The following is an 18,518-nucleotide window of genomic DNA, read 5'->3' on the forward strand; positions in this document are numbered from 1 at the left end:
AATATAAACACTATTCAGGGTATTCATCACATCTTGCGAGAAATTTCGTACACTAACGGTTCACCTCTTGACCAGCGTTGAAATTCTTCAAATACGCAATCTGCGAGGCGACGCGTTTCATTATTCAGGGCACCGGCAATATGGCTGGATAACCTTACATTCGGTAAAGTATACAGCGGCGAACAGGCTGCTGGTGGCTCGGGTTTAGTGACGTCCAGTACTGCGGTTAGATCCGGTCGCTCCTGTAATACGGTAATAAGTTCCTCTTCGTTAACCTGTGACCCTCTTCCTGTATTAATAAATACGGCGCCTGGACGCATGCGACGGAAAAGATCACCATCAAGAATACCAATATTATCTTCCCGGTCAGGAAGATGATTACTGATAACATATGCGTGGGAAAATTCCTGTTCAAGGGAAATAAGACGTTTTGCACTGCGGGAAGGAACCACCATGACATCAAGATTAAATGGTTGTAACAAATGCTGTAATGTTTGAGAGATAGCTCCGGCACCGATTAATGCCACTCGTTCATTATAAACACCTGGGGCCGGGTGATGATTTGCCAGTGATTCAAATTTGTCAGAGCCAGTATATTCTCGCTGATTTCTGAAATAACCTTTGCACCCCAGTAAAATTTGCGCGAGACAAAATTCAGCGACCGGGATAGCATTTGCCATCCAGGCGCTGACTATTTTTATACCTCTGGCTAACAGCGGTCCTGAAAAATAATCTGTTTTTCCAGCAGCATAAAATACGATTTTTAATTTTGGCATCGCATCTAATTGCGCCTCAGTAAAGTTTATCATTCCCCATGTGGAAAAAATAGCCTCGACGTTCTGTAGTTCATTTCGATACCGGGAAATATTATCCGGTGTGATTAAATCAGGAAAAAATGCGCATAATTCCGAAATACTCTTAAGTACAGCGGGCGAATATACCTGAGAAAACTTTTCAGGTTGTTTTGAGAAAGCAGCGGCATACCAGGCCATAGCGTTACCTTAAATATTACTGGGTTCTTATATGCTGAATAACCTGGGGATATGGAATCCCCAGGAGAGATTTATTTGTTCAGATCAGCGCGAATAACAGAAATGAGGGAAGGGCCTGCGTAGAAACTATTAAAACCGGCTGGCTGAGCCACTGACAGATTCACTTTGGCAAGTATCAACCCATAGCTCTGATTCGTTTTATCTATCCAGGCATAGGTTCCGGCCCAGCCTGGACTGCTGATCAATGTCGGGGCCTCGTACAGATCAACCTCTTCCCGCCATTCGCCAAGGCCATAGATATCATGGCGGTTGCTTCCCCGAACCGTCTGGACATAGCGATTAACCTCGCCGGGTGCGATCTGGGCCTGACGAATCTGATCGCTTTGCATAAAGGCAATCGCTGAAGCGCTTAATATTTGTTTATTCTGATACTGACCATCTTGGGCGATCATCTTCAGGAAACGTTGATAGTCGGCAAGTGTAGTACGCGCTCCGCCAGCCAACATGGGGCTGAACCCCTGTTCCGAACTGACGGGCGTGAAGGCCGTATGCGTCATTCCCAGTGGTTTGGCGATACGTTGATAGAACAGCGTATTCCATGATTTACCGCTAGCCACTTCAGCCATTCGCCCGGCCACCTGCATTGCCAGGCCACCGTAATTGAAGGTCTCGCCAGCTTTGCTGACACTTTTGAGCGGATGGATGTGTGCGACGGATTCCGCTAAGGACTGATAGTGATCTTCAGGTTTGTCTGCGGGTTGGTAATCAGGGTAGCCTGATGTGTGTGACAATAGCTGGCGCAGAGTAGCGCGCCCTTTTTCATCAGTAAATTCCGGTAGCCATTTGCTAACAGGATCATCCCATGAAAGCACTCCGTCATCTACCATTGAGGCAATAGTGGCGGCAGCAAGCCATTTTCCGGTGGAGGCGATATGCACCTCTGTTTGTGCGGTATAGCCGCCATAATATTTTTCAAATACTGTTTTATCATCCTTGACGATAATGACGGCAGCTCCCGGGTAATATCCTTTTTCGACCCAGCTTGTAATCTGTTGATCTACTCCCGCCAAAGAGGACTCTTTTGCCAGAGCATTTTGTCCGCTGAATGCCAAACAAAGCGCGCAGCCGATTAAGATATTCTTCATAGCTATCCTAAAATAATCCCCTCTTGCGAGGGGATGTGGATTAAATAATACCGATCCCGGCAGCACCAAAACCAATCGCAATCAGCATAATCAACACCCTATTAGGGCTGACTTTTTTGTTGAGCAGTTTCAGACACAGCAGGACCAACGCCAGAGGAATTAGACCAACACATATTTTGTCGAGAATTTCCTGCAAAACAAACGGCTGCCCGGCAATGGTTGTTTTGAAGGTGGTGGTGAATTTCACCATACTTGCGCTCATCGCGCCGACCATCATAAGCCCCATAATTGACGAGGCCTTAGTTATGCAGCTGAGTAACCCTGACTGGGTGGCTTCTGCGATGTACTTCGAGCCGAGTCGGTACCCCATCACACCACCGTAATAGCGAAGCAGGTAGCTCGGGATGTTATAAATCAGCAGGAACAGCAACGGGCCAAGGGGGTTACCCTGCGAGGCCAGACCAATTGCAATGCCTGTCGCGATGATACGCAGTACGCCATAGAAGAAGGAGTCGCCCACGCCGGCAAATGGCCCCATTAACGCTACTTTAATCCCGTTGATACTTGAGGTATCAAAATTAGGGTTGGCCGCATTCTCTTTTTCCATAGAAAGCGTCAGACCCATGATGAACGGGGCAATATGCTGGTTAGTGTTAAAAAACTGACTATTTCGTTTCAACGCTTCCAGATAACGATGCGGGTCACCAGCATAGATTTTTTTTAACATTGGCGCTAACGCCCAGCCGTAGCTTAGCCCTTCCATGCGGGTGAAGTTCATGGAACCCAGCAAAGGAAACTGGCGAATAAACAGCTGACGAAACAGTTTCTTTTCACTTTTATCATCGCTGTATGTACTGACATGTTTCATATGGATATCAGTCATTGAAGAACCCATCCTTATCATCAGCCGACGCAGGCGTTGCTGCTGTGGTCGCGGCTTGTCTGTTAGTTTTAAGTTGATTGAATTCATTGAAGCAGAGGTAGACTGCTACTGAGCCTGCAATTATTGCGATACCCATTATTGGCAACTGCAGATATGCAGCCATCGCAAAGCCAATGAAGAAGAACGCGGCGATGTTACGATTCCATAGTGCTTTCAATAGGATAGCAAAACCTAACGCGGGTAAAATACCGCCGACGGCCGTCATGCCTCGCATTACAGTCGCAGGTATACTTTCCACCAGGCTGCGGATCACATCCGTACCAAACAGGATGCCGAAGAAAGCAATTAACGCGAACGGAACCCCATAGAAAAGGGTCATTCCGAGAGTCAAACCTAGTGCTGCCCGGTCACGTCCTTCCTCAAGGAGCGCATCGTATTTCTCAACCAGCGCGGTATAAACCAGCTTCAGTACCTGGTAGACAAAGACGGCCAGCAAACTTATAGGTAATGCCAGAGCGACTGCGACGGCAGGTTCTGCGTGAGTCAGAATGGTGAATGCTGTTGCCAACACTGACCCAACAGCCAGGTCCGCTGGAACAGATCCGCCGATGGTAATGGTGCCGAGAAAAATCAATTCCAGTGAGGCGCCGATAATGATCCCCTGCTGTAAATCACCGAGCACAAGCCCAACGAGGGCTCCACAGATTAATGGACGTTCAATCAGAGGCTGTCCCAGCGTATGATCTGCGGTTTTCACCAGGAACATCACCAGCGCAACAAGTAAAGCTGACGTTAACATGGCATTCTCCTTAACGAGCTGAGTTTTCCAGCATCTCAATCAGGTTTTTAACTGGATGAGAAGGGAGAACCTGATATTCAACACCGACGCCACGCTCCGCTATCGCCTTGAAATCAGAGACATCTTCAGGAGTCACATAGACGGTGTCACTGATGCGTTTTTTGGCGGCCAGGTTATCGGTGATACGCCCGAAGTTAGCCACATTGAGCGTTTTTATTGCGGGAACCTGCTCAACAAGACGGCGGGCATCAGCGGCATTGTTGACGATGACCATGATCTTCATGCTTTCAGAACGCGGGTCATTGAGCACCTCACCTGCATCTTTTACGGCCATAATGGCGCATTTGGCTGTGTCCGGTGCCGCCATACGCAAAGACATCTTCTGCACCTCGTTATTCACTATTTGATCGTTCGCGACCAGAATGCGGTTGACACCCAGGTGTTTTGTCCAGACAACAGCCACCTGGCCATGGATAAGACGATCATCAATTCGAACTAAAGAAATCATGTGTAGCTCCGGTTAACAGAAATAAGGGGTCCAGATGCGGGAAAGACGAACAAGGGCTTCGAAATAAAAATAATCGCCCCATAAATTGGGTTCGTTGATCCCCATATTGCGGCCAAAGTTATAAACACCTTCTCGCAGCAGGCCGTCTTGCTGATATGCAAAGTAATGTGCGCGCAGGTTATGCATCATGAGTGCAATTGCATTGTTATAGGCTGGACGCATTGGGTCGGTCAGGGGCAAGACTTTTAACAGTTCAGCCAACCCGCAGGCAGCGATAGCTGCTGCTGAAGTATCGCGGTAGGCGTTGTCCTGTTTTGTGAAAATCAAATCCCAGTAACAGACGTAATCGTCCGGTAAACGGTTGAGGAAGTAATGGGATAATCTGCGTGATAGCTCAGGTTGAGAGGCATCGCCGGTATGATTAAAACTTAAAGCGAATCCGTAAATTCCCCATGCCTGGCCACGCGCCCAGCATGATGAATTACTGAATCCCTGGTGAGTATCTCCACGAAGCGGCTGACCGGTATGAATGTCCATATAGTAGGTGTGAAATGTGGAGGCATCTTCCCTAACCAGATAGCGAGCAGCCTGTGTCAAATGACGTGTGGCCGCTTCACGATAGTGGGTGTTACCCGTCTCATCCGCCGCCCAGAACAGTAGCGGAACGTTAAGATTGCAATCAATGATCATGCGACCCTGTCGGACGGGGTCCTTTAAATCCCCCCACGCCTGAATCACACCGGCAGTGGTATTAAAACGTTGATAGAGCAGTTCAGCGGCTCGCAGTGCCAAACCGCGAGCGCGAACATTCCCTGTCAATTGCCAGGCATTCACACAGGAAAGCAGATAGAGAAAACCAAGATCGTGCGTGTCGACTTTAATGTTTTTATCCAGTCGCTCTTCAAAACTGTCGAGCAGTGATTCCGCCACATCCCGGTATTTGTTTTCACCTGTCACTTCCCAGGCCAGCCACAACATTCCGGTCCAGAAACCTTCAGTCCAGTCGACTTTTTCCACCGCCGGGTATATGTCGCCTTTCGCACTGGCCGCAGGGAACGTCGACATGAAGCGTGGCAGCATGGCATCGATTTTTACCAGTACTTCAGAAATGGCTTCATTCAGCCAGGCTTTGCTCATTTCTACCTGTTGTATCGAATAGCGGGTATCAAGTTTCTCGAGGGTTATCGTCACAGACTGTTCTCCCCAGAAAAGAAATCATCACTATCATTGCGGACACTTGATGGCATCGCCTGACGAGCCGAGATAATTTCTGGCAGAGTATTCATGTACTGCATCGCGTTAGTGGCTGCATCAATCGCATCTGTCAGTCGCTGTGCTGTATCCGTGTGTTCAGACATGCAAAACTCCATCAACATAATTAGATTTGCACCGCTTATCACATGAGCATGGGGATATTTGACCATCATCTGTACGGCCGTATTGTTGACGCTGCCACCGGCCATATCGGTAAACAACACCAGTTCATTACCCCTGTCTGCTGCCTGTTGAGCAATGTCTTCAAAGTAAACTGCCAGTTCCGATGTAGAACCAATCTCACCGCAATAAGCACAGATTGGAGTGACGCCATGAGCCTCGCCAATCAACAAATTCAGACCTGAAACAATGCCTTCGGCATACTGGCCATGAGTAGCGATATACATCTCTCGCATTACGCGTTCCTTTAAAAAATTAATTTAGCTTTCTCTGTTTATGCATTCTTTGTGCCATAATTTTATCTATCTGATTTTAAATGAATAAAAGGCAATATCAGACACAGCGGATAGTGTTGAAAACAGCGGAGTTGAGTAGTGTCGACGTGGCCTGTTAGTGAGCCTGACAGGCCGGAATAGTCAGATGAATTCTTCAGTCGAAATCCACGGTTCCATAATTTCAAATATCATGAGGATTTCGGTAAGGGGCAGGGTAATACGGTATTTGCGGTTCAAAGCCTGGAAAAAAGTATCATGTACAGCGACAAATGCCTGCTGCTGAAGTGTTAATTCCACTTCTTCCCGGTGACGTACACCATTGTTCACCATCACCCGTTCAATCATCAGGGCAATATGCATAAACAGATTAATTCGCAGATAGCTCTCAAAATGAATCTTATAAAAACCTTCATACTGTTTAATGACGGCTTCAACTTCATTAATGATGACGACAGGATTCAGGAAAGTTAACCGGCTGGCGATCCCTTCAACTGTAAACAGTTTTACTATCTCTTCCACCATCGGTTCAAGTGCGTCTTCCGGAAGCAGACCATTAAAATAATCACGTTTCAGTACCTGTGTTTTTTCTTTAATCAGCTGTTCGACACTGAGCAGAGGAATGTAGCCGGCCTCAAGTTCAGTTGTGGTGATGATAAGCCGTGTGCCGTTAAGCGCGGGGTCGGCATGCGTGATTTTCCATTTTAAATCGTCATATTCCATGGTGATGACATCGATATCCATCTGCCCCTGATAGCGCTGAACAATATCTTTTAATTTGCGGGAAATCCCTTCGCCAGAAATACAGGAGATAATTATTTTATTACCGGGTAATACCCCAGCATAGTAGCGAGTTTCTACTTCGTATGCGCCGCGCGCACTCTCAATAATTTCCTCTATTGACAGGCGCCCCTGAATTTTAGATGCGATATCCAGTGCCATCATGGTGGATACATTGTTAATGACCAGCAATTCGCCATGCAGATGAAGCTTAATCTCTTCGTATATTTCTTTGAGTGAGCCCATGTCGACCAAAATAATCAGCCCCGCACCTTGTTTCAGGCGGGAAACATGCGCTATCAGCAAATCGATAATCTGACGCGTGGAGGTCGAATTTGGCATGTCGAATGCTTTAAAATAATAACCACCAGTTAGTTGGTTCGCAATGCCCGCTATGCTGGAAGCAGTGGAACGGCCATGCGATACGATAATTCCCTGAATAGGATCGTCCTCACCGGCCAGTGTGTGGAATGCACAACTTAGCAATGGCTGTAATAACGCAAGTGGCTGCTGAGATACGTGTTTGACCAACTGGCTGATACACGCTTCCGCAAGTAAGATTGCTTTACCTGAAACATATTCGGAAATGCTTTTCAGTTCATTCAGCGATTCTTCTTCCTGATGAGCATTCAATGCATAGCTCAGGCACAACCAAACCGTTTTCCTGATTTCAGAATTAAATTCAATGCCGCTCAGGCTTTCCAGTTCATTGATTGCCTGCATTGTTTTTTGCCAGGTATAGCCGCTGTACAATGCGTCAGGTAAAAGCGTGCCATTTATCGTAGTCAGCAGTTGCTCCATCTTACGGTTCAGTAGCATTACGTTTCCGCTGTGACAGAAATCCCGGAAAATGACATCATCGCGCATGGCTTTAGGTAAAAGGGAGCCGATATCCAGCGCTTCCGCGCCTGGCGAGGATGAAACCACCAGCAATTCTCCTCCCGAATTCATCCCTTGCAGCGTAATAATCTCGCCATGAGGCGTATCACTCCAGGCAGTGGCGCACATTACTTTGATTTGATTTTTTAACTCACCCACATTTCCGCGTACGGGGGAAGTGGCTAGCTGGTGCATTAGTTGTGTATCGAAATAAATATCGCGCTGCAAACTGAGCGCTTCTTTATGTAAGAAACAGGTTATCTGTGCGATGCGCTCGGTCAAAGGGCGGGAGATATAATTGGGAATAGTCAAACGGACCGGAATACGTCTGCGAAATGTATTCAGTAAAACCGTGTCGATATTTTCAGTGGTGGCGAATATAAACCGTATAGAGGCTGGATGTTGAGTTCGACTATCACCAAGACGATAGAAATATCCCTTATCCATAAATAGAAATAATTTTTCCTGATTCTCCGCCGATAAACGGTGGACTTCATCAAGAAATAGAATGCCGCCATTTGCATCATCAAATACACCCTGTTTTTCGCGGTCAGCCCCGGTAAATGCGCCACGTGTATACCCAAATAACGTAGCTGAAAGTAACTCAGGGTTGTTTGCGTAATCAGCACAGTTGAGTTCCATGAAAGGTTTATCCATAGCGATAACTTTTCTTTCGCGCGCATACTGGTGAACCAGCGTGGCTAAGTAGCTTTTCCCCACACCGCTTTCCCCTGCCAGAAGTACGGGCAACCCTCCCCCAGGATAGTCCACTGCTGAACGACATAGTGCTACAGCTTCAGCAAGGCTGCCGTTTACACCAATCAGTTGCTGAAACGCATCCAGTTTCTTTGCGGCGACCGCTTGTGACGGCCCGGTTCTTTGAATATCACTGAGCACAAAAAAACGTACCGGGCGGGTATTTTCTTTCTTCAACCGTCCATCATCACATAACCTATTCAGATAATGGCTTACGACACTACGATTAACCTGCATAAAATCTGCGCAGTCGTGAGCTGTAAATCCTGATGAACTGGAAGAATAATGAGTGATAATTTTGTTAAACAACTTTTCTTTAGCCGACAGTGCCATATTTTCAAAGACCTGCGTGTAGAGTAGAAACTAGTGTCTAAAAAAAATAAATACCAGACACTGAAAAAACCATTAGACACTGAGCATTGTACGCCTCAATAAAAAAATGAAATGCCATTTTGATATTTATGTGATCTTGTTCTCGTTATTGATGCGGCTTCCAGAGTGTAAAGCAAGGGACATGCAGAAAAGAATGATGAATTGTGTACTGCCGTGACTATGTAATAAGCATGTTATTAATTAGACACTGTGGTTTTTAGCCAGGGAACATATATTCCCTGGCTAAAAACCGATTTCCTATTAAAAGCTGCGTACTTCCCCATTAAGTTATCCCAATGTACCAACCATTGCCGTTTACAATGACGATCTCCGGTATGGTGATGGTGCTACCGGCGTGGCGGTGAGAATTAGCTGTGGCTCGTTAGCTGAGGTAAAGGTGCGCATATTCTTGGTGTTCTCCGGGAATAAAAACGCCAGCGTGTCTGGCTGGCGTGATGGGAAATAATTAATGTGCGTGCTGCGTGCTCACGGCTTTTGCGTGAGAAATTAATGTGCTGATGTCTCCTTCAGAAGGCCGTACTGTCGGATATACGGGTTAAGCCCGGCTCCGGCGTCCGGTTCAAAGTTCCATGCCCGCCAGGCCATCCGGCCTTCGCGGTCACGAACGACCAGGCGAAAATGGCTGTGCTGATCATCTTCAATGGTGATATTGCGGTACGTTGCCGTGACAGCTTCCGCCTGTGCCCGGGTGAAAGGACCCGGTGGCAGTAACATTGACTGGAACATTTCAGGCTCCTGATAAAAGAAAACTCCGGCAGCCTGGTGGCTGTCGGGGTTGGATTGCATGTCGAAAATGAATGTATCAGTCGTTAGTGCAGTCCGCTAACGTTGGCAGGACCTTTTGTGCATTCTGCACATCAGGTTTAAACGTTCCAACTTTGCGGTCATTGACGTAGACCTCGAACTGCGAGGCCTTGCGAATATCCATGATGAAGCTGTACCAGGCGTTATCCCCGTTACGCCAGCCCAGGCTGAACGGAATGGGGTATTGCTGATGGTTCATCACCACCGTGATATCGGTACCGTCATCATGCGAACTGACCGTTTTATCTCCCGCGAGGGTAAGAAAAACCGAGTGCTGGTAGATACCGTTCTGGTCCGGATTGCCCGTACAGTTGATGGTAAACATCTTCCCACTGGCGTCCGTCACGCTGTATTCCGCATTGCCCTGGCCGTAACCCTGCTGCCAGAGTCCGGGAACCGCAGAAGCATTAAAGCTCGCGAACAGTACGCCTGCCAGCGCAAACCGGCTGAGTGAATGTGTGTTCATTCCTGTCTCCTTTATCTTTGTTTTTATTCCTGATTATCAGGATTTGACGGTATCAGCAGCCGCCCCATCAGTTTGCCGTCATGGGAGTATTCGAAGTATTTTTCCTTCGTATGCGGGTCCGTGACCTCGTGGTATTCCAGTTTGATGTTGTCGGCAATACACAGCGCATTCATCAGCGGCTGCACGGTTTTTTCCTCCATATCCACCAGATAGTAGTAACTGCCACCCTCGCAACCTTCCGGCGACTGGCGGGTACGTAAGACCTGCAGGGTGATACCGGTGGAGAAGCCAATCTGTGTCCATTCCTCACTGACATCATCCTGGTGGCTGACTATGTCACTGAAGCGCGGAGGCGTGAGGTCCTTAAATTTGCTGATGGCTTTCAGGTCATCACTCCTGTCATCGCAGGCGCTCAGCAACAGGGTGGTGGCAACCAGTGCCAGCAGAGGGAGTGTTTTACGTTTCATGATTTTTTTCCTGAAATCAGACGAACGACTTTGGCAAAGACATAAATCCCCACGAAAATGCCTACCGGAACACCGACGAACGGCGTCAGCGCAACACTTGCGGCACCGGCTGCGCCACCGCCCGTCAGCAGTGCAGCAACGGTGCCAAGTGTCAGGGCCGTGAGGCTGTCAGACACCCCGGTTTTGTTCAGAATGATGACGATGACAACAATGGCGATAATGACAATAACGGGCATAGGGCTCCTCCCTGTTGCCGGGTTGATAACAAAGCCTGTGCTATTCCGGTGAGTTGTCAGCCGGAATAAACGCAAGCAGTGACTGCTGGATAAAGCGAAAATGGGGCAAGGCCTGAATGAACACAGGGTCTTCAGCCAGGCGGCACAGACTGTCATTACGGCGGAACGTCTCCTGCAGGGGCTGAACCAGATGGATTTCATCCAGGGTGAATACGGCGATATGTCCGCCGTGCTCACCCACCAGGTACCAGGCCTGCTGGTGGATGAGCAACCGACAGGGAGCCAGTCGCTCACAGCGCTGTCCATCCGCAATCAGCATCACCCTCCTGCGCCCGGTAATAGCCTGAATCAATCGCCAGAAAGACAATGAGCCAGACGGTGAAGAGAGCGGACTGGCGGGCGATATCACGCAGGGAGACTCGTCACACATCAGCAGTGCGTTCACCAGGTGGCGGTCAAGGCCAGGAAAAAGCCCAGCCAGCCCGCTCCGGTGGGCAAAGATAAGCACATCTGGCACCATCTGCATCTCACTGCCAGCAGTACGTAAGCGGCAGTAGCCGGACTGATATTCCAGGTCCAGATACATCAGCCGCTCACGAAAATCCCGCCGCAGTGTGCGCACTGACACGCCAAACTCAGCGGCCAGTTTGCGTACGCTCAGCGTCTCCCCCGCCACCAGACGGCTGATTATCAGTGACAGCCTGACAGCCAGCCGGTCATGGCGGCGTTCTGCCTGTGTCATGAATGGTTCTCCGTGAAAGTTAACTGACTGAAAATGATGTGAATACTTTAAAGAGGGGGGCGGACAGGGTATGGACACTGCAGAAACTATTTTTCATTTCTGCAAAAGTCAGATGTGGTGGGGGTTACAGGTCATCTTCGAGGGAGTGAGATCTGTCAGTACGTTGCAATGCGGACAGGTGGTGTCCGATATTAACAACATGGCAACAAAGGTAATGACTACTGCAGTTGTGTAAGCAATGTTTCCGCCATCACCCACAGTGCCCGGTTAAGCTTCACATCCCCGTCAATGCCACGTACGGCACGGGTGTGCGTCCGCCCGCCTTTAACATTACGGCCACTGAGTCCGCCCTTAATCAGATTCTCCTGAATACGCTGGTACGTGGTCCACAGGTCGTTACTCTCATCCTGCCAGCGGCGCGGGGAGAGCACCTGTGACGGCGCAACCGGTTGATGGTCCTCCCCGAACCGGTACATCAGTGCAGCCTGTGCCAGAGCCTGTTGTGCAGGTGGCGGCAGCATCAGCGACTGCATGGCATCCCGCTTCTCTTCCACACGGTCAAAAATCCCCAGCACTTCATACGCACCCTCAATCACCTGACTTACGACATCTCCTTTGTGCGGCACCCGCACCTCGCCAAACGACTCACCGCAGACGAGCCCGTTCTGGCATACCGCGCGGAATAATCCCGGCAGCATCTGATACGAACTGGAGCCATCGTGGGAGTTAAGCAGAATGATTTCCGGTACCTGCTTACCAGTGATTTGCCCGGTACGACGCAGGCGCAACATATGTTTGGTGTGCTTGCGACGCTCAGGATCACGAACCTGGGTCTGGCAGGCAAAGAAGGGCTGAAAGCCTTCGCGCTGCAGGTTTTCAAGAACGGTAATGGTTGGTATCCAGGTATATCGTGCGCTGCGTGACGCATGCTTCTCCTCGCTGAAGACACTGGGCACTACACGAAACAGCTCTTCGTGGGTTAACGGACGGTCACGACGGATAAGATTTGCTGCGCCAAAGCGCGAAGCCAGACGGGTCATAAGCAGACTCCTCATGATGGAAAATTAAATACAAAAAGCCCCGCCGCAAAATCGCGGCAGGGCTCAGGAAACTACGGGTTAGAAGGGTTAATGTTCAGAAGAAGAAATTCCAGACTGCACGGGCGACTGATACCACGATGTCACGCACAGACTGGATGACTGTCCGAACCGGGGCCGGAATCAGGGGCATGGAGCTTACTGTATCCAGTACCGAGCCGACCGTTTCACCAAAATCGTCACGGGCTTTTTTATTAACAGTGTCAGTACGAAGCGGCGCACTGAGCTGTACCGCTACAGGACTGCTGGCCTCACGCGGCAGACAACGAATCATCCGCTCGGCCATCACCCGCAGTCCCCACTTAGCCCGCACCGACACGGCACACACCGGATGCACGGGCCTGAACAATTCATGCAGCATGCAGATTTTACGGCTGATGTTCTGCTTTTGCTCTGTGGATAATAGCTCTCCACTGCTAGTAGGCTCTGCTTTATCTGCCTGACTGATAACAAACAGCACCTTATGCCGGTAAGCCTCCCCAATCACCTGATTATAAAAGTGCTCATCCACCCCCAGTGCCCGGTCATCAGCCTTAATCAGCCACAGCACCAGGTCGAGGCGGGGAAGCTGTTTGCGGTACAGTGCAGCATACTCCGTATCCCGGTACTCAGACTCCCCGACACCAGGTAAATCCACTAGCGTCATATTTCTCTCTCCTACCTGCAGGCTAAAACATAATGGTTCGCGGGTACAGGCAACCACATCACTGATCGGTGATACTTCTCCAGCAAACATGGCATTACACAATGAAGATTTTCCAGCTCCGGTTTTACCCATAATGCCTATCACCGGCTCATAACTTATCAGTTTTTGTATCTTCAGCAGCACCTGTGCACTGACCCATGCAGGTAATCCGGAAAGCACTTGTCGCAAAGGCTGAGATGGATCTTTATGTTCCATAACATCTCCTCAGATAAATAAAAAAGCCGGATCGCAAGGATCTGGCCAATAGTTGGGTACGTTCATGGATGTAATATCTATCTGAAAATATTTTAAATCTGTAATCAGCTATCAATTCAATTTTTAAAAATTTCAGTTGTTATTTTAGATAATTCGGTCTAAAACGCAGCCGCGGCAGAAGACGGATTTAAATTTTCGGAATGGAAAAAGCAAATGCGTCAGTTGCAGGCACAACCAATGCCCAGAGAAAATCAGTGCGTGACAAAGGAGCCTACGGCAGAAGATATTCTTACATGACATTTTTTAATTAAGCAGTTCATATCCCTTTACAGAACTATTTGGGTAAATAGGTTACAACACTATCACCTGTCGGCAGTTTTTACTTTTTGGGATTATAACGAACCTGAAAAAAACAAGATCTACATCTCATAATTCAAAATATATTGTTCGTTTCAAGTGAATTATTTATTCAGTATTAATAGATAGCAGAACAAAGCCATCCAGCGTTATAAATATATTCCTCACTTGTATTTTAGTTGAATATTTATGGGGGACGTATGAGATTAAGTAAAAAAGTAATGATAGCAACGTTTATTCTGTGGTCCGGGGTATCATCAGCAACGGGATATGCTGCCAGACTGACGTTGAGAAGTTCGGTTTTGCATAATGGTGAAAATATCTCTGTTGATTTAATGGCAAATGATTTCGGATGCAAAGGGAAGAATATCCAGCCTGAATTATCATGGCAATCGTCCCCTGAAGGGACACGCAGTTATGCCATCACTTTATACGATAAAGATGCTGATACAGGCAGTGGTTTCTGGCACTGGATGTTAATTGATATTCCCGCAGCACGCAATCATCTCTCACGAAATGAAATACCGGATAGCGCAACAATAAAAGCAAATGATACCGGCAAGCGCAATTATCTCGGTCCTTGTCCTCCCGTGGGAAAAGTCCATTCTTATATTTATACACTACACGCTCTTGATGTTGAAAAACTCGATGTACCGGATAATTCAACCGCACCACTGACCGGATATTTTATTAATCAACATACACTTGCCACATCCACACTTACGCTCAAAGTTGTCAGAAATCAGTGACCATTAGTATTTCTTAACAGGCGGCAAATAAATGAAAGCTAAAATTTATTATTTAACCTTTATTACCGGGCTGATTTCTTTTATTGCATCGGTGACATACCTGAATCATTTCGATGGGACATGGTCTGCAATCGTGATGGTTTTGTTTTCATTCCTGATCCCACTGACAGCACTCTTATGGCGTAAAAACCGCCTGATAAGTTTTATGTTAACGTTGTTCTTTACGTTGATTGTTGTGCGAAATGCAGATCAGCATGACTGGTCACGGGTGGGTTGGTTAACCGCCATCACATTCATTCCTCTGCTGCTCCAGGCCATCATTATCTTCAGGGAGGGGATACGTCAATATGGTCACCAGGAGGTCGCACTCTCCTTTTTAAGAATGTTTGTTGGATTTAATTTCCTGACGCATTGTACTGAAAAACTGTTTTTGTCGCATCATGATGCCGGTCTGGTTGGTTTCTTTCAGAATGTCGTGGGTATGCATACTTTCGGTACCGTGCTCAGTGAAAACGTTGCCGTTACAATGATTATTCTCGGTGGGCTCGCCGAATTCACAGCAGCAGTATCGATTGGTTTCGGTTTTCTGACCCGTGCTGGCGCGTTTATTGCAGCAATTTATCTTATTGCGGCCGAGTTAATGAGTGGACATTTTGGTATCGGTTACACATGGATGATGCCAGGTGGCGGCTGGGAATTTCCCTTCTTTTATTTTATGGTCACTATTCCTTTTTTACTGCCTAATTCCGCAGGTAAATTGTCACTGGATTTCGAATGGAAAACGGCTTTCCAGCCCATCATTAATCTCTTCTCGGGCGTGGATGCCAGTTTAAAAGACCGCTAATTAAAGACAGTTTGCAACGGCGAGCCTGCTCGCCGTTTTTTTGTGCTCTCCCACAACAGGCTATTCCTGATAGTGGTGTTGATGCCAGATTTCAGCGGCCTGACTGGGTGTTTTATTTTGCCGGCAGATGAGATAATCCAGCTCGCTGATGACGGTATTACCGGGTGATAAAGCCTGAAGCTCAGCAAGTAACTGGGGTTCGAATGTCTCTGTTATCGATTTGGACGCTATCAGCGTAGCTTCATCTTGTCCGCCAAGTAACCCTTTTGGCTCTTCTAATGCCCGGATGGTATATCTGTGATGCAGGAACTGCGGATGCCACAAGGGAATAACGAGCCAGCGCTGTTCGCTGACAGCCTGCTCAAAAGTGCTGTAGCACGCCGATTCACTGCCATTTTCAAAATAATAGCCGGAATCGGAAAGTTGATATTCCTCGATCATTGTACGAGAAAAACGGCTGATCCCGGCCCCCGGGTTAATACCCAAGATCCGTTTTTCCATTTTTAACAGGACATCGGGTCTGAGTAAGTCTTCAACAGAGGTCACATCGCTGACGGGGACATAATCAGGGACTCCCCATATACAGTAAGGATGATACAGGACTGTTAATTTAACCGTATTATCCTGATAAGGGGCCAGATAGACATCGTGGCTGGCAGGAAGCCAGGCTGAAACGAGCATGTCCACTTCTCCTTTCCCATAGCGCTTAAACATCTCTTCATGAGGGCTGGCTGTCATTTCAACCTGCCAGCCATATTTTTCAAATACAGTACAAACCAGCGCTGCACTGGCCGCGTGGAAACTTAAATCAATATGACCGATACGAAGTGTTTTTTTCATGCTCGTCCTCAAAGGAATAGAGTGGGATAAAAAAAACGCTATGCTGTATTAGCCATAGCGTAAAAGTAACATTTCTGTTACTACGTCGAACTTTAATACCGGGGCGCGGCTGAATGATATTTTTGATTCAGTATGCGGACTCACGGGAACCATCACCAACAGAGCAAATCCGCTCTGGTCTTTATCACTGTGTAGAACCCAATATAACTATCACAGCAGTGATGCCTGTTAATTTATAGTAAGAGACAGAATATCTTATTAATGCCATTAAAATCTCAGGTTATAAAATAGCGTAAATCGAACCGCTTAAAAATAATGACTGAACGATAAGACTTATCTTTCAAAAGTGAAAATAAGCGGGATAACTGGCCCCCAATTTGCCCGTTATCCCTGCACAGTTGTATTTTGGTTCGCTATCCTGCCGTACTGCCTGCCAACGGATACCACCATAAACCGGGCGCTGACAGTAGAGTGACATGCGTACAGATCCGAACTGCTTCAGAAAATGGCATTGTCCTTCAGGTTGATTCCGGTACAGGTTCACTGAACACCGCTTCTACTAACTGCCCTCCGGGGGCTCGTATAAAAACTCGCCGCTCCTGAATATCAGCCAGGTCCATCAGGGAATAATGTATCCCAAGACCCTGGAGTTTTTCCCGAAAGGCACCGTAACCTTCGAGATGAAATGCCACATGGTCAATACTCTCTTTTAACGCCGCAGCGGGTAACGGGTACCCTTCATCGCCCGCAGGAATAATATGCACCAGCGGTTTTTCCTGCGCATATAACCAGTAACCGGGAATGCGGTTGCTGATAAGACCGGGGCGCACCCCGGGCTGTAAATCAAAGACTGCGATAAAAAAGTCTCGCGTGGCGTCCATGTCACTGCTTCGGAATGTCGCATGGTCGATGTACATAGTTACCTCGCGGCCTGGACTTTCAGGCCAGTGTTACGACGGTTAAACAGCACAAACGCAATGCCGGCCACAGGGATCAGTATCGCCACCCACGGAATACCTGCCGCGCCGAGGGCACTGTCGACGGTCAGACCACCGATAATCCCACCCAGTGCATTCGCCAGGTTAAAGGCTGAGATATTAGCGGTACCCGCCAGTTCCGGTGCAGTGCTGCCATGTTTCAGTACGCTCATCTGTAATGGCGGGACATTACCGAATGAGGCAATGCCGAACAGGAACGTCGCCACCATAAACAACCAGTAATGGCTGCTGACCAGGCCAACAACAATCAGTGACACGACCATCAGGACCGGCCATAAAAGCTGCGCCTGGCGCAGGTTGCGGTCCGCCGTCATCCCTCCGATATGGTTACCCACCACCAGACCAATACCCACCACAAACAGCAGTACGGTTAACGCCTGTACGCTGTAACCTGCCACCTGCTCTGCCAAGGGTGCAATGTAACCATACAGCGTCATAAAGCCCGTCCAGCACAGAACGGTAATCGCAAGGCTTGCCAGTAACGGGCCATGACGGAATACCGCCAGCTGCTGACGCACACTCTTACCCGGCTCAGGAGGCTGGCGCTGAATGGTCAGCATAATAGCAACCAGCGCCACCGCCCCCAGGGCGGAGACAACATAAAACGTCACGTTCCAGCCGAAGATATTGCCAATCCAGGCACCGAACGGCACACCCAACACGTTTGCCAGCGTCAGCCCGGCAAACATTTGCCCCACAGCGCGACCCGCAAGATTCTCTGCCACCAGTCGCGTTGCGACCACCGCACCGATACCGTAAAACGGCCCCTGTACCAGGCCCGCCAGCACCCGGCTGACCAGCAGCACCGAATAACTGGTGGATAAGGCGCTGACTAGGTTGGCGGCAATAAACATCACCATCAATCCGGCCAGGACATTACGTTTTTCAAAACGGGCGAGCCACAGCGTCAGCACCGGCCCACCGATTACAATCGCCATGGCGTAAGCGGTGATCACATTTCCCGCCTGACCGTCGGTGATATTGAGGGTGTGCGCCATGGTGGTGAGTAATCCGGCGACAACAAACTCGGCGGTGCCAATAGCAAAAGCGGATAAGGTCAGTATCCAGACCTGTAATGGAATACGCTGCGATTTCATAAGTGACTCTGACAGATGAATGATGTGTGTCATTCTGGATTAAAGAATCACTTTTGATAATTACAGTAAAATAGAATTG

Annotated in this window: 20 protein-coding genes; 2 read left to right on the plus strand and 18 right to left on the minus strand. The window is 48.3% G+C overall.

Going from position 1 to position 18,518, the window contains the following annotated elements:
• Window positions 1-26 precede the first annotated feature (26 nt).
• From OGV93_RS15515 to OGV93_RS15585, 15 genes are all read right to left on the minus strand, one after another.
• Window positions 27-992, minus strand: a complete 966-nt coding sequence (locus tag OGV93_RS15515) for a hydroxyacid dehydrogenase (RefSeq protein ID WP_287109692.1) — start codon at window positions 990-992, stop codon at window positions 27-29.
• A gap of 71 nt (window positions 993-1,063) precedes the next feature.
• Window positions 1,064-2,137, minus strand: coding sequence for a serine hydrolase domain-containing protein (locus OGV93_RS15520; RefSeq protein WP_287109693.1), 1,074 nt, complete (start codon window positions 2,135-2,137; stop codon window positions 1,064-1,066).
• 40 nt (window positions 2,138-2,177) lie between these two features.
• Window positions 2,178-3,020 (minus strand): PTS system mannose/fructose/sorbose family transporter subunit IID, encoded by an 843-nt coding sequence (locus OGV93_RS15525; protein WP_287109695.1) that lies wholly within the window; start codon window positions 3,018-3,020, stop codon window positions 2,178-2,180.
• Window positions 3,013-3,819 (minus strand): PTS mannose/fructose/sorbose/N-acetylgalactosamine transporter subunit IIC, encoded by an 807-nt coding sequence (locus tag OGV93_RS15530; RefSeq protein ID WP_287109697.1) that lies wholly within the window; start codon window positions 3,817-3,819, stop codon window positions 3,013-3,015. The genes OGV93_RS15525 and OGV93_RS15530 overlap by 8 nt, the downstream gene beginning before the upstream one ends.
• A gap of 10 nt (window positions 3,820-3,829) precedes the next feature.
• Complete coding sequence (locus OGV93_RS15535; RefSeq protein WP_287109699.1) at window positions 3,830-4,327, minus strand: PTS sugar transporter subunit IIB; 498 nt, start codon at window positions 4,325-4,327, stop codon at window positions 3,830-3,832.
• Window positions 4,328-4,339: 12 nt separating this feature from the next.
• On the minus strand, window positions 4,340-5,518 hold the full coding sequence (locus tag OGV93_RS15540) for a glycoside hydrolase family 88 protein (RefSeq protein ID WP_287109701.1): 1,179 nt from the start codon (window positions 5,516-5,518) through the stop codon (window positions 4,340-4,342).
• Complete coding sequence (locus tag OGV93_RS15545) at window positions 5,515-5,997, minus strand: PTS sugar transporter subunit IIA (protein ID WP_287109702.1); 483 nt, start codon at window positions 5,995-5,997, stop codon at window positions 5,515-5,517. The genes OGV93_RS15540 and OGV93_RS15545 overlap by 4 nt, the downstream gene beginning before the upstream one ends.
• Window positions 5,998-6,177: 180 nt before the next feature.
• Entirely contained in the window at window positions 6,178-8,781 is a 2,604-nt protein-coding gene (locus tag OGV93_RS15550) for a sigma 54-interacting transcriptional regulator (protein ID WP_287109703.1), read from the minus strand.
• Window positions 8,782-9,327: 546 nt separating this feature from the next.
• Complete coding sequence (locus tag OGV93_RS15555) at window positions 9,328-9,567, minus strand: DUF905 domain-containing protein (RefSeq protein ID WP_287109704.1); 240 nt, start codon at window positions 9,565-9,567, stop codon at window positions 9,328-9,330.
• Between the two features lie 76 nt (window positions 9,568-9,643).
• On the minus strand, window positions 9,644-10,111 hold the full coding sequence (locus OGV93_RS15560) for a YfjT/YkfB family phage-associated protein (RefSeq protein WP_287109705.1): 468 nt from the start codon (window positions 10,109-10,111) through the stop codon (window positions 9,644-9,646).
• Window positions 10,112-10,134: 23 nt separating this feature from the next.
• Window positions 10,135-10,578 (minus strand): YfjS/YafY family lipoprotein, encoded by a 444-nt coding sequence (locus OGV93_RS15565; protein ID WP_287109706.1) that lies wholly within the window; start codon window positions 10,576-10,578, stop codon window positions 10,135-10,137.
• Complete coding sequence (gene ypjK, locus OGV93_RS15570) at window positions 10,575-10,814, minus strand: protein YpjK (protein WP_287109707.1); 240 nt, start codon at window positions 10,812-10,814, stop codon at window positions 10,575-10,577. The genes OGV93_RS15565 and ypjK overlap by 4 nt, the downstream gene beginning before the upstream one ends.
• A gap of 40 nt (window positions 10,815-10,854) precedes the next feature.
• A complete protein-coding gene (locus OGV93_RS15575; RefSeq protein WP_287109709.1) occupies window positions 10,855-11,556 on the minus strand; it encodes a DeoR family transcriptional regulator in 702 nt (233 codons plus the stop codon).
• A gap of 218 nt (window positions 11,557-11,774) precedes the next feature.
• The gene (locus OGV93_RS15580) at window positions 11,775-12,596 is read right to left on the minus strand and encodes a DUF932 domain-containing protein (protein WP_287109711.1); all 822 of its coding nucleotides are present in this window, start codon (window positions 12,594-12,596) and stop codon (window positions 11,775-11,777) included.
• 94 nt (window positions 12,597-12,690) lie between these two features.
• Complete coding sequence (locus OGV93_RS15585; protein WP_287109713.1) at window positions 12,691-13,554, minus strand: GTPase family protein; 864 nt, start codon at window positions 13,552-13,554, stop codon at window positions 12,691-12,693.
• 557 nt (window positions 13,555-14,111) lie between these two features.
• Between OGV93_RS15585 and OGV93_RS15590 the strand changes: the two genes are divergently transcribed.
• Window positions 14,112-14,660 (plus strand): YbhB/YbcL family Raf kinase inhibitor-like protein, encoded by a 549-nt coding sequence (locus tag OGV93_RS15590; RefSeq protein WP_287109715.1) that lies wholly within the window; start codon window positions 14,112-14,114, stop codon window positions 14,658-14,660.
• Between the two features lie 31 nt (window positions 14,661-14,691).
• Window positions 14,692-15,504, plus strand: coding sequence for a DoxX family protein (locus OGV93_RS15595; protein ID WP_131346773.1), 813 nt, complete (start codon window positions 14,692-14,694; stop codon window positions 15,502-15,504).
• A 60-nt stretch (window positions 15,505-15,564) separates the two neighbouring features.
• On the opposite strand, the gene OGV93_RS15600 is transcribed toward OGV93_RS15595, so the two are convergent.
• The 3 genes from OGV93_RS15600 to OGV93_RS15610 all read right to left on the minus strand — a co-directional run bounded on the left by OGV93_RS15600 (window position 15,565) and on the right by OGV93_RS15610 (window position 18,439).
• On the minus strand, window positions 15,565-16,344 hold the full coding sequence (locus OGV93_RS15600) for a glycine betaine ABC transporter substrate-binding protein (protein ID WP_287109716.1): 780 nt from the start codon (window positions 16,342-16,344) through the stop codon (window positions 15,565-15,567).
• A gap of 518 nt (window positions 16,345-16,862) precedes the next feature.
• A complete protein-coding gene (locus OGV93_RS15605; protein WP_287109717.1) occupies window positions 16,863-17,225 on the minus strand; it encodes a VOC family protein in 363 nt (120 codons plus the stop codon).
• Window positions 17,226-17,263: 38 nt separating this feature from the next.
• Entirely contained in the window at window positions 17,264-18,439 is a 1,176-nt protein-coding gene (locus OGV93_RS15610) for an MFS transporter (protein WP_287109719.1), read from the minus strand.
• Between the last annotated feature and the right edge of the window lie 79 nt (window positions 18,440-18,518).

It is taken from the genome of Citrobacter sp. Cb031, from assembly GCF_030336725.1.
In the GTDB taxonomy this organism is placed as follows: Bacteria; Pseudomonadota; Gammaproteobacteria; order Enterobacterales; family Enterobacteriaceae; genus Citrobacter; species Citrobacter braakii.

Bases quoted from the DNA above. Each gene is read 5' to 3' on its own strand.
- OGV93_RS15525 (WP_287109695.1), bottom strand. From the start codon at position 3,020: ATGACTGATATCCATATGAAACATGTCAGTACATACAGCGATGATAAA.
- OGV93_RS15535 (WP_287109699.1), bottom strand. From the start codon at position 4,327: ATGATTTCTTTAGTTCGAATTGATGATCGTCTTATCCATGGCCAGGTG.
- OGV93_RS15605 (WP_287109717.1), bottom strand. From the start codon at position 17,225: ATGGACGCCACGCGAGACTTTTTTATCGCAGTCTTTGATTTACAGCCC.
- OGV93_RS15560 (WP_287109705.1), bottom strand. From the start codon at position 10,111: ATGAACACACATTCACTCAGCCGGTTTGCGCTGGCAGGCGTACTGTTC.
- OGV93_RS15555 (WP_287109704.1), bottom strand. From the start codon at position 9,567: ATGTTCCAGTCAATGTTACTGCCACCGGGTCCTTTCACCCGGGCACAG.
- OGV93_RS15610 (WP_287109719.1), bottom strand. From the start codon at position 18,439: ATGAAATCGCAGCGTATTCCATTACAGGTCTGGATACTGACCTTATCC.
- OGV93_RS15600 (WP_287109716.1), bottom strand. From the start codon at position 16,344: ATGAAAAAAACACTTCGTATCGGTCATATTGATTTAAGTTTCCACGCG.
- OGV93_RS15550 (WP_287109703.1), bottom strand. From the start codon at position 8,781: ATGGCACTGTCGGCTAAAGAAAAGTTGTTTAACAAAATTATCACTCAT.
- OGV93_RS15575 (WP_287109709.1), bottom strand. From the start codon at position 11,556: ATGACACAGGCAGAACGCCGCCATGACCGGCTGGCTGTCAGGCTGTCA.
- OGV93_RS15585 (WP_287109713.1), bottom strand. From the start codon at position 13,554: ATGGAACATAAAGATCCATCTCAGCCTTTGCGACAAGTGCTTTCCGGA.
- OGV93_RS15595 (WP_131346773.1), top strand. From the start codon at position 14,692: ATGAAAGCTAAAATTTATTATTTAACCTTTATTACCGGGCTGATTTCT.
- OGV93_RS15530 (WP_287109697.1), bottom strand. From the start codon at position 3,819: ATGTTAACGTCAGCTTTACTTGTTGCGCTGGTGATGTTCCTGGTGAAA.
- OGV93_RS15515 (WP_287109692.1), bottom strand. From the start codon at position 992: ATGGCCTGGTATGCCGCTGCTTTCTCAAAACAACCTGAAAAGTTTTCT.
- OGV93_RS15590 (WP_287109715.1), top strand. From the start codon at position 14,112: ATGAGATTAAGTAAAAAAGTAATGATAGCAACGTTTATTCTGTGGTCC.
- OGV93_RS15565 (WP_287109706.1), bottom strand. From the start codon at position 10,578: ATGAAACGTAAAACACTCCCTCTGCTGGCACTGGTTGCCACCACCCTG.
- OGV93_RS15580 (WP_287109711.1), bottom strand. From the start codon at position 12,596: ATGACCCGTCTGGCTTCGCGCTTTGGCGCAGCAAATCTTATCCGTCGT.
- OGV93_RS15545 (WP_287109702.1), bottom strand. From the start codon at position 5,997: ATGCGAGAGATGTATATCGCTACTCATGGCCAGTATGCCGAAGGCATT.
- ypjK (WP_287109707.1), bottom strand. From the start codon at position 10,814: ATGCCCGTTATTGTCATTATCGCCATTGTTGTCATCGTCATCATTCTG.
- OGV93_RS15520 (WP_287109693.1), bottom strand. From the start codon at position 2,137: ATGAAGAATATCTTAATCGGCTGCGCGCTTTGTTTGGCATTCAGCGGA.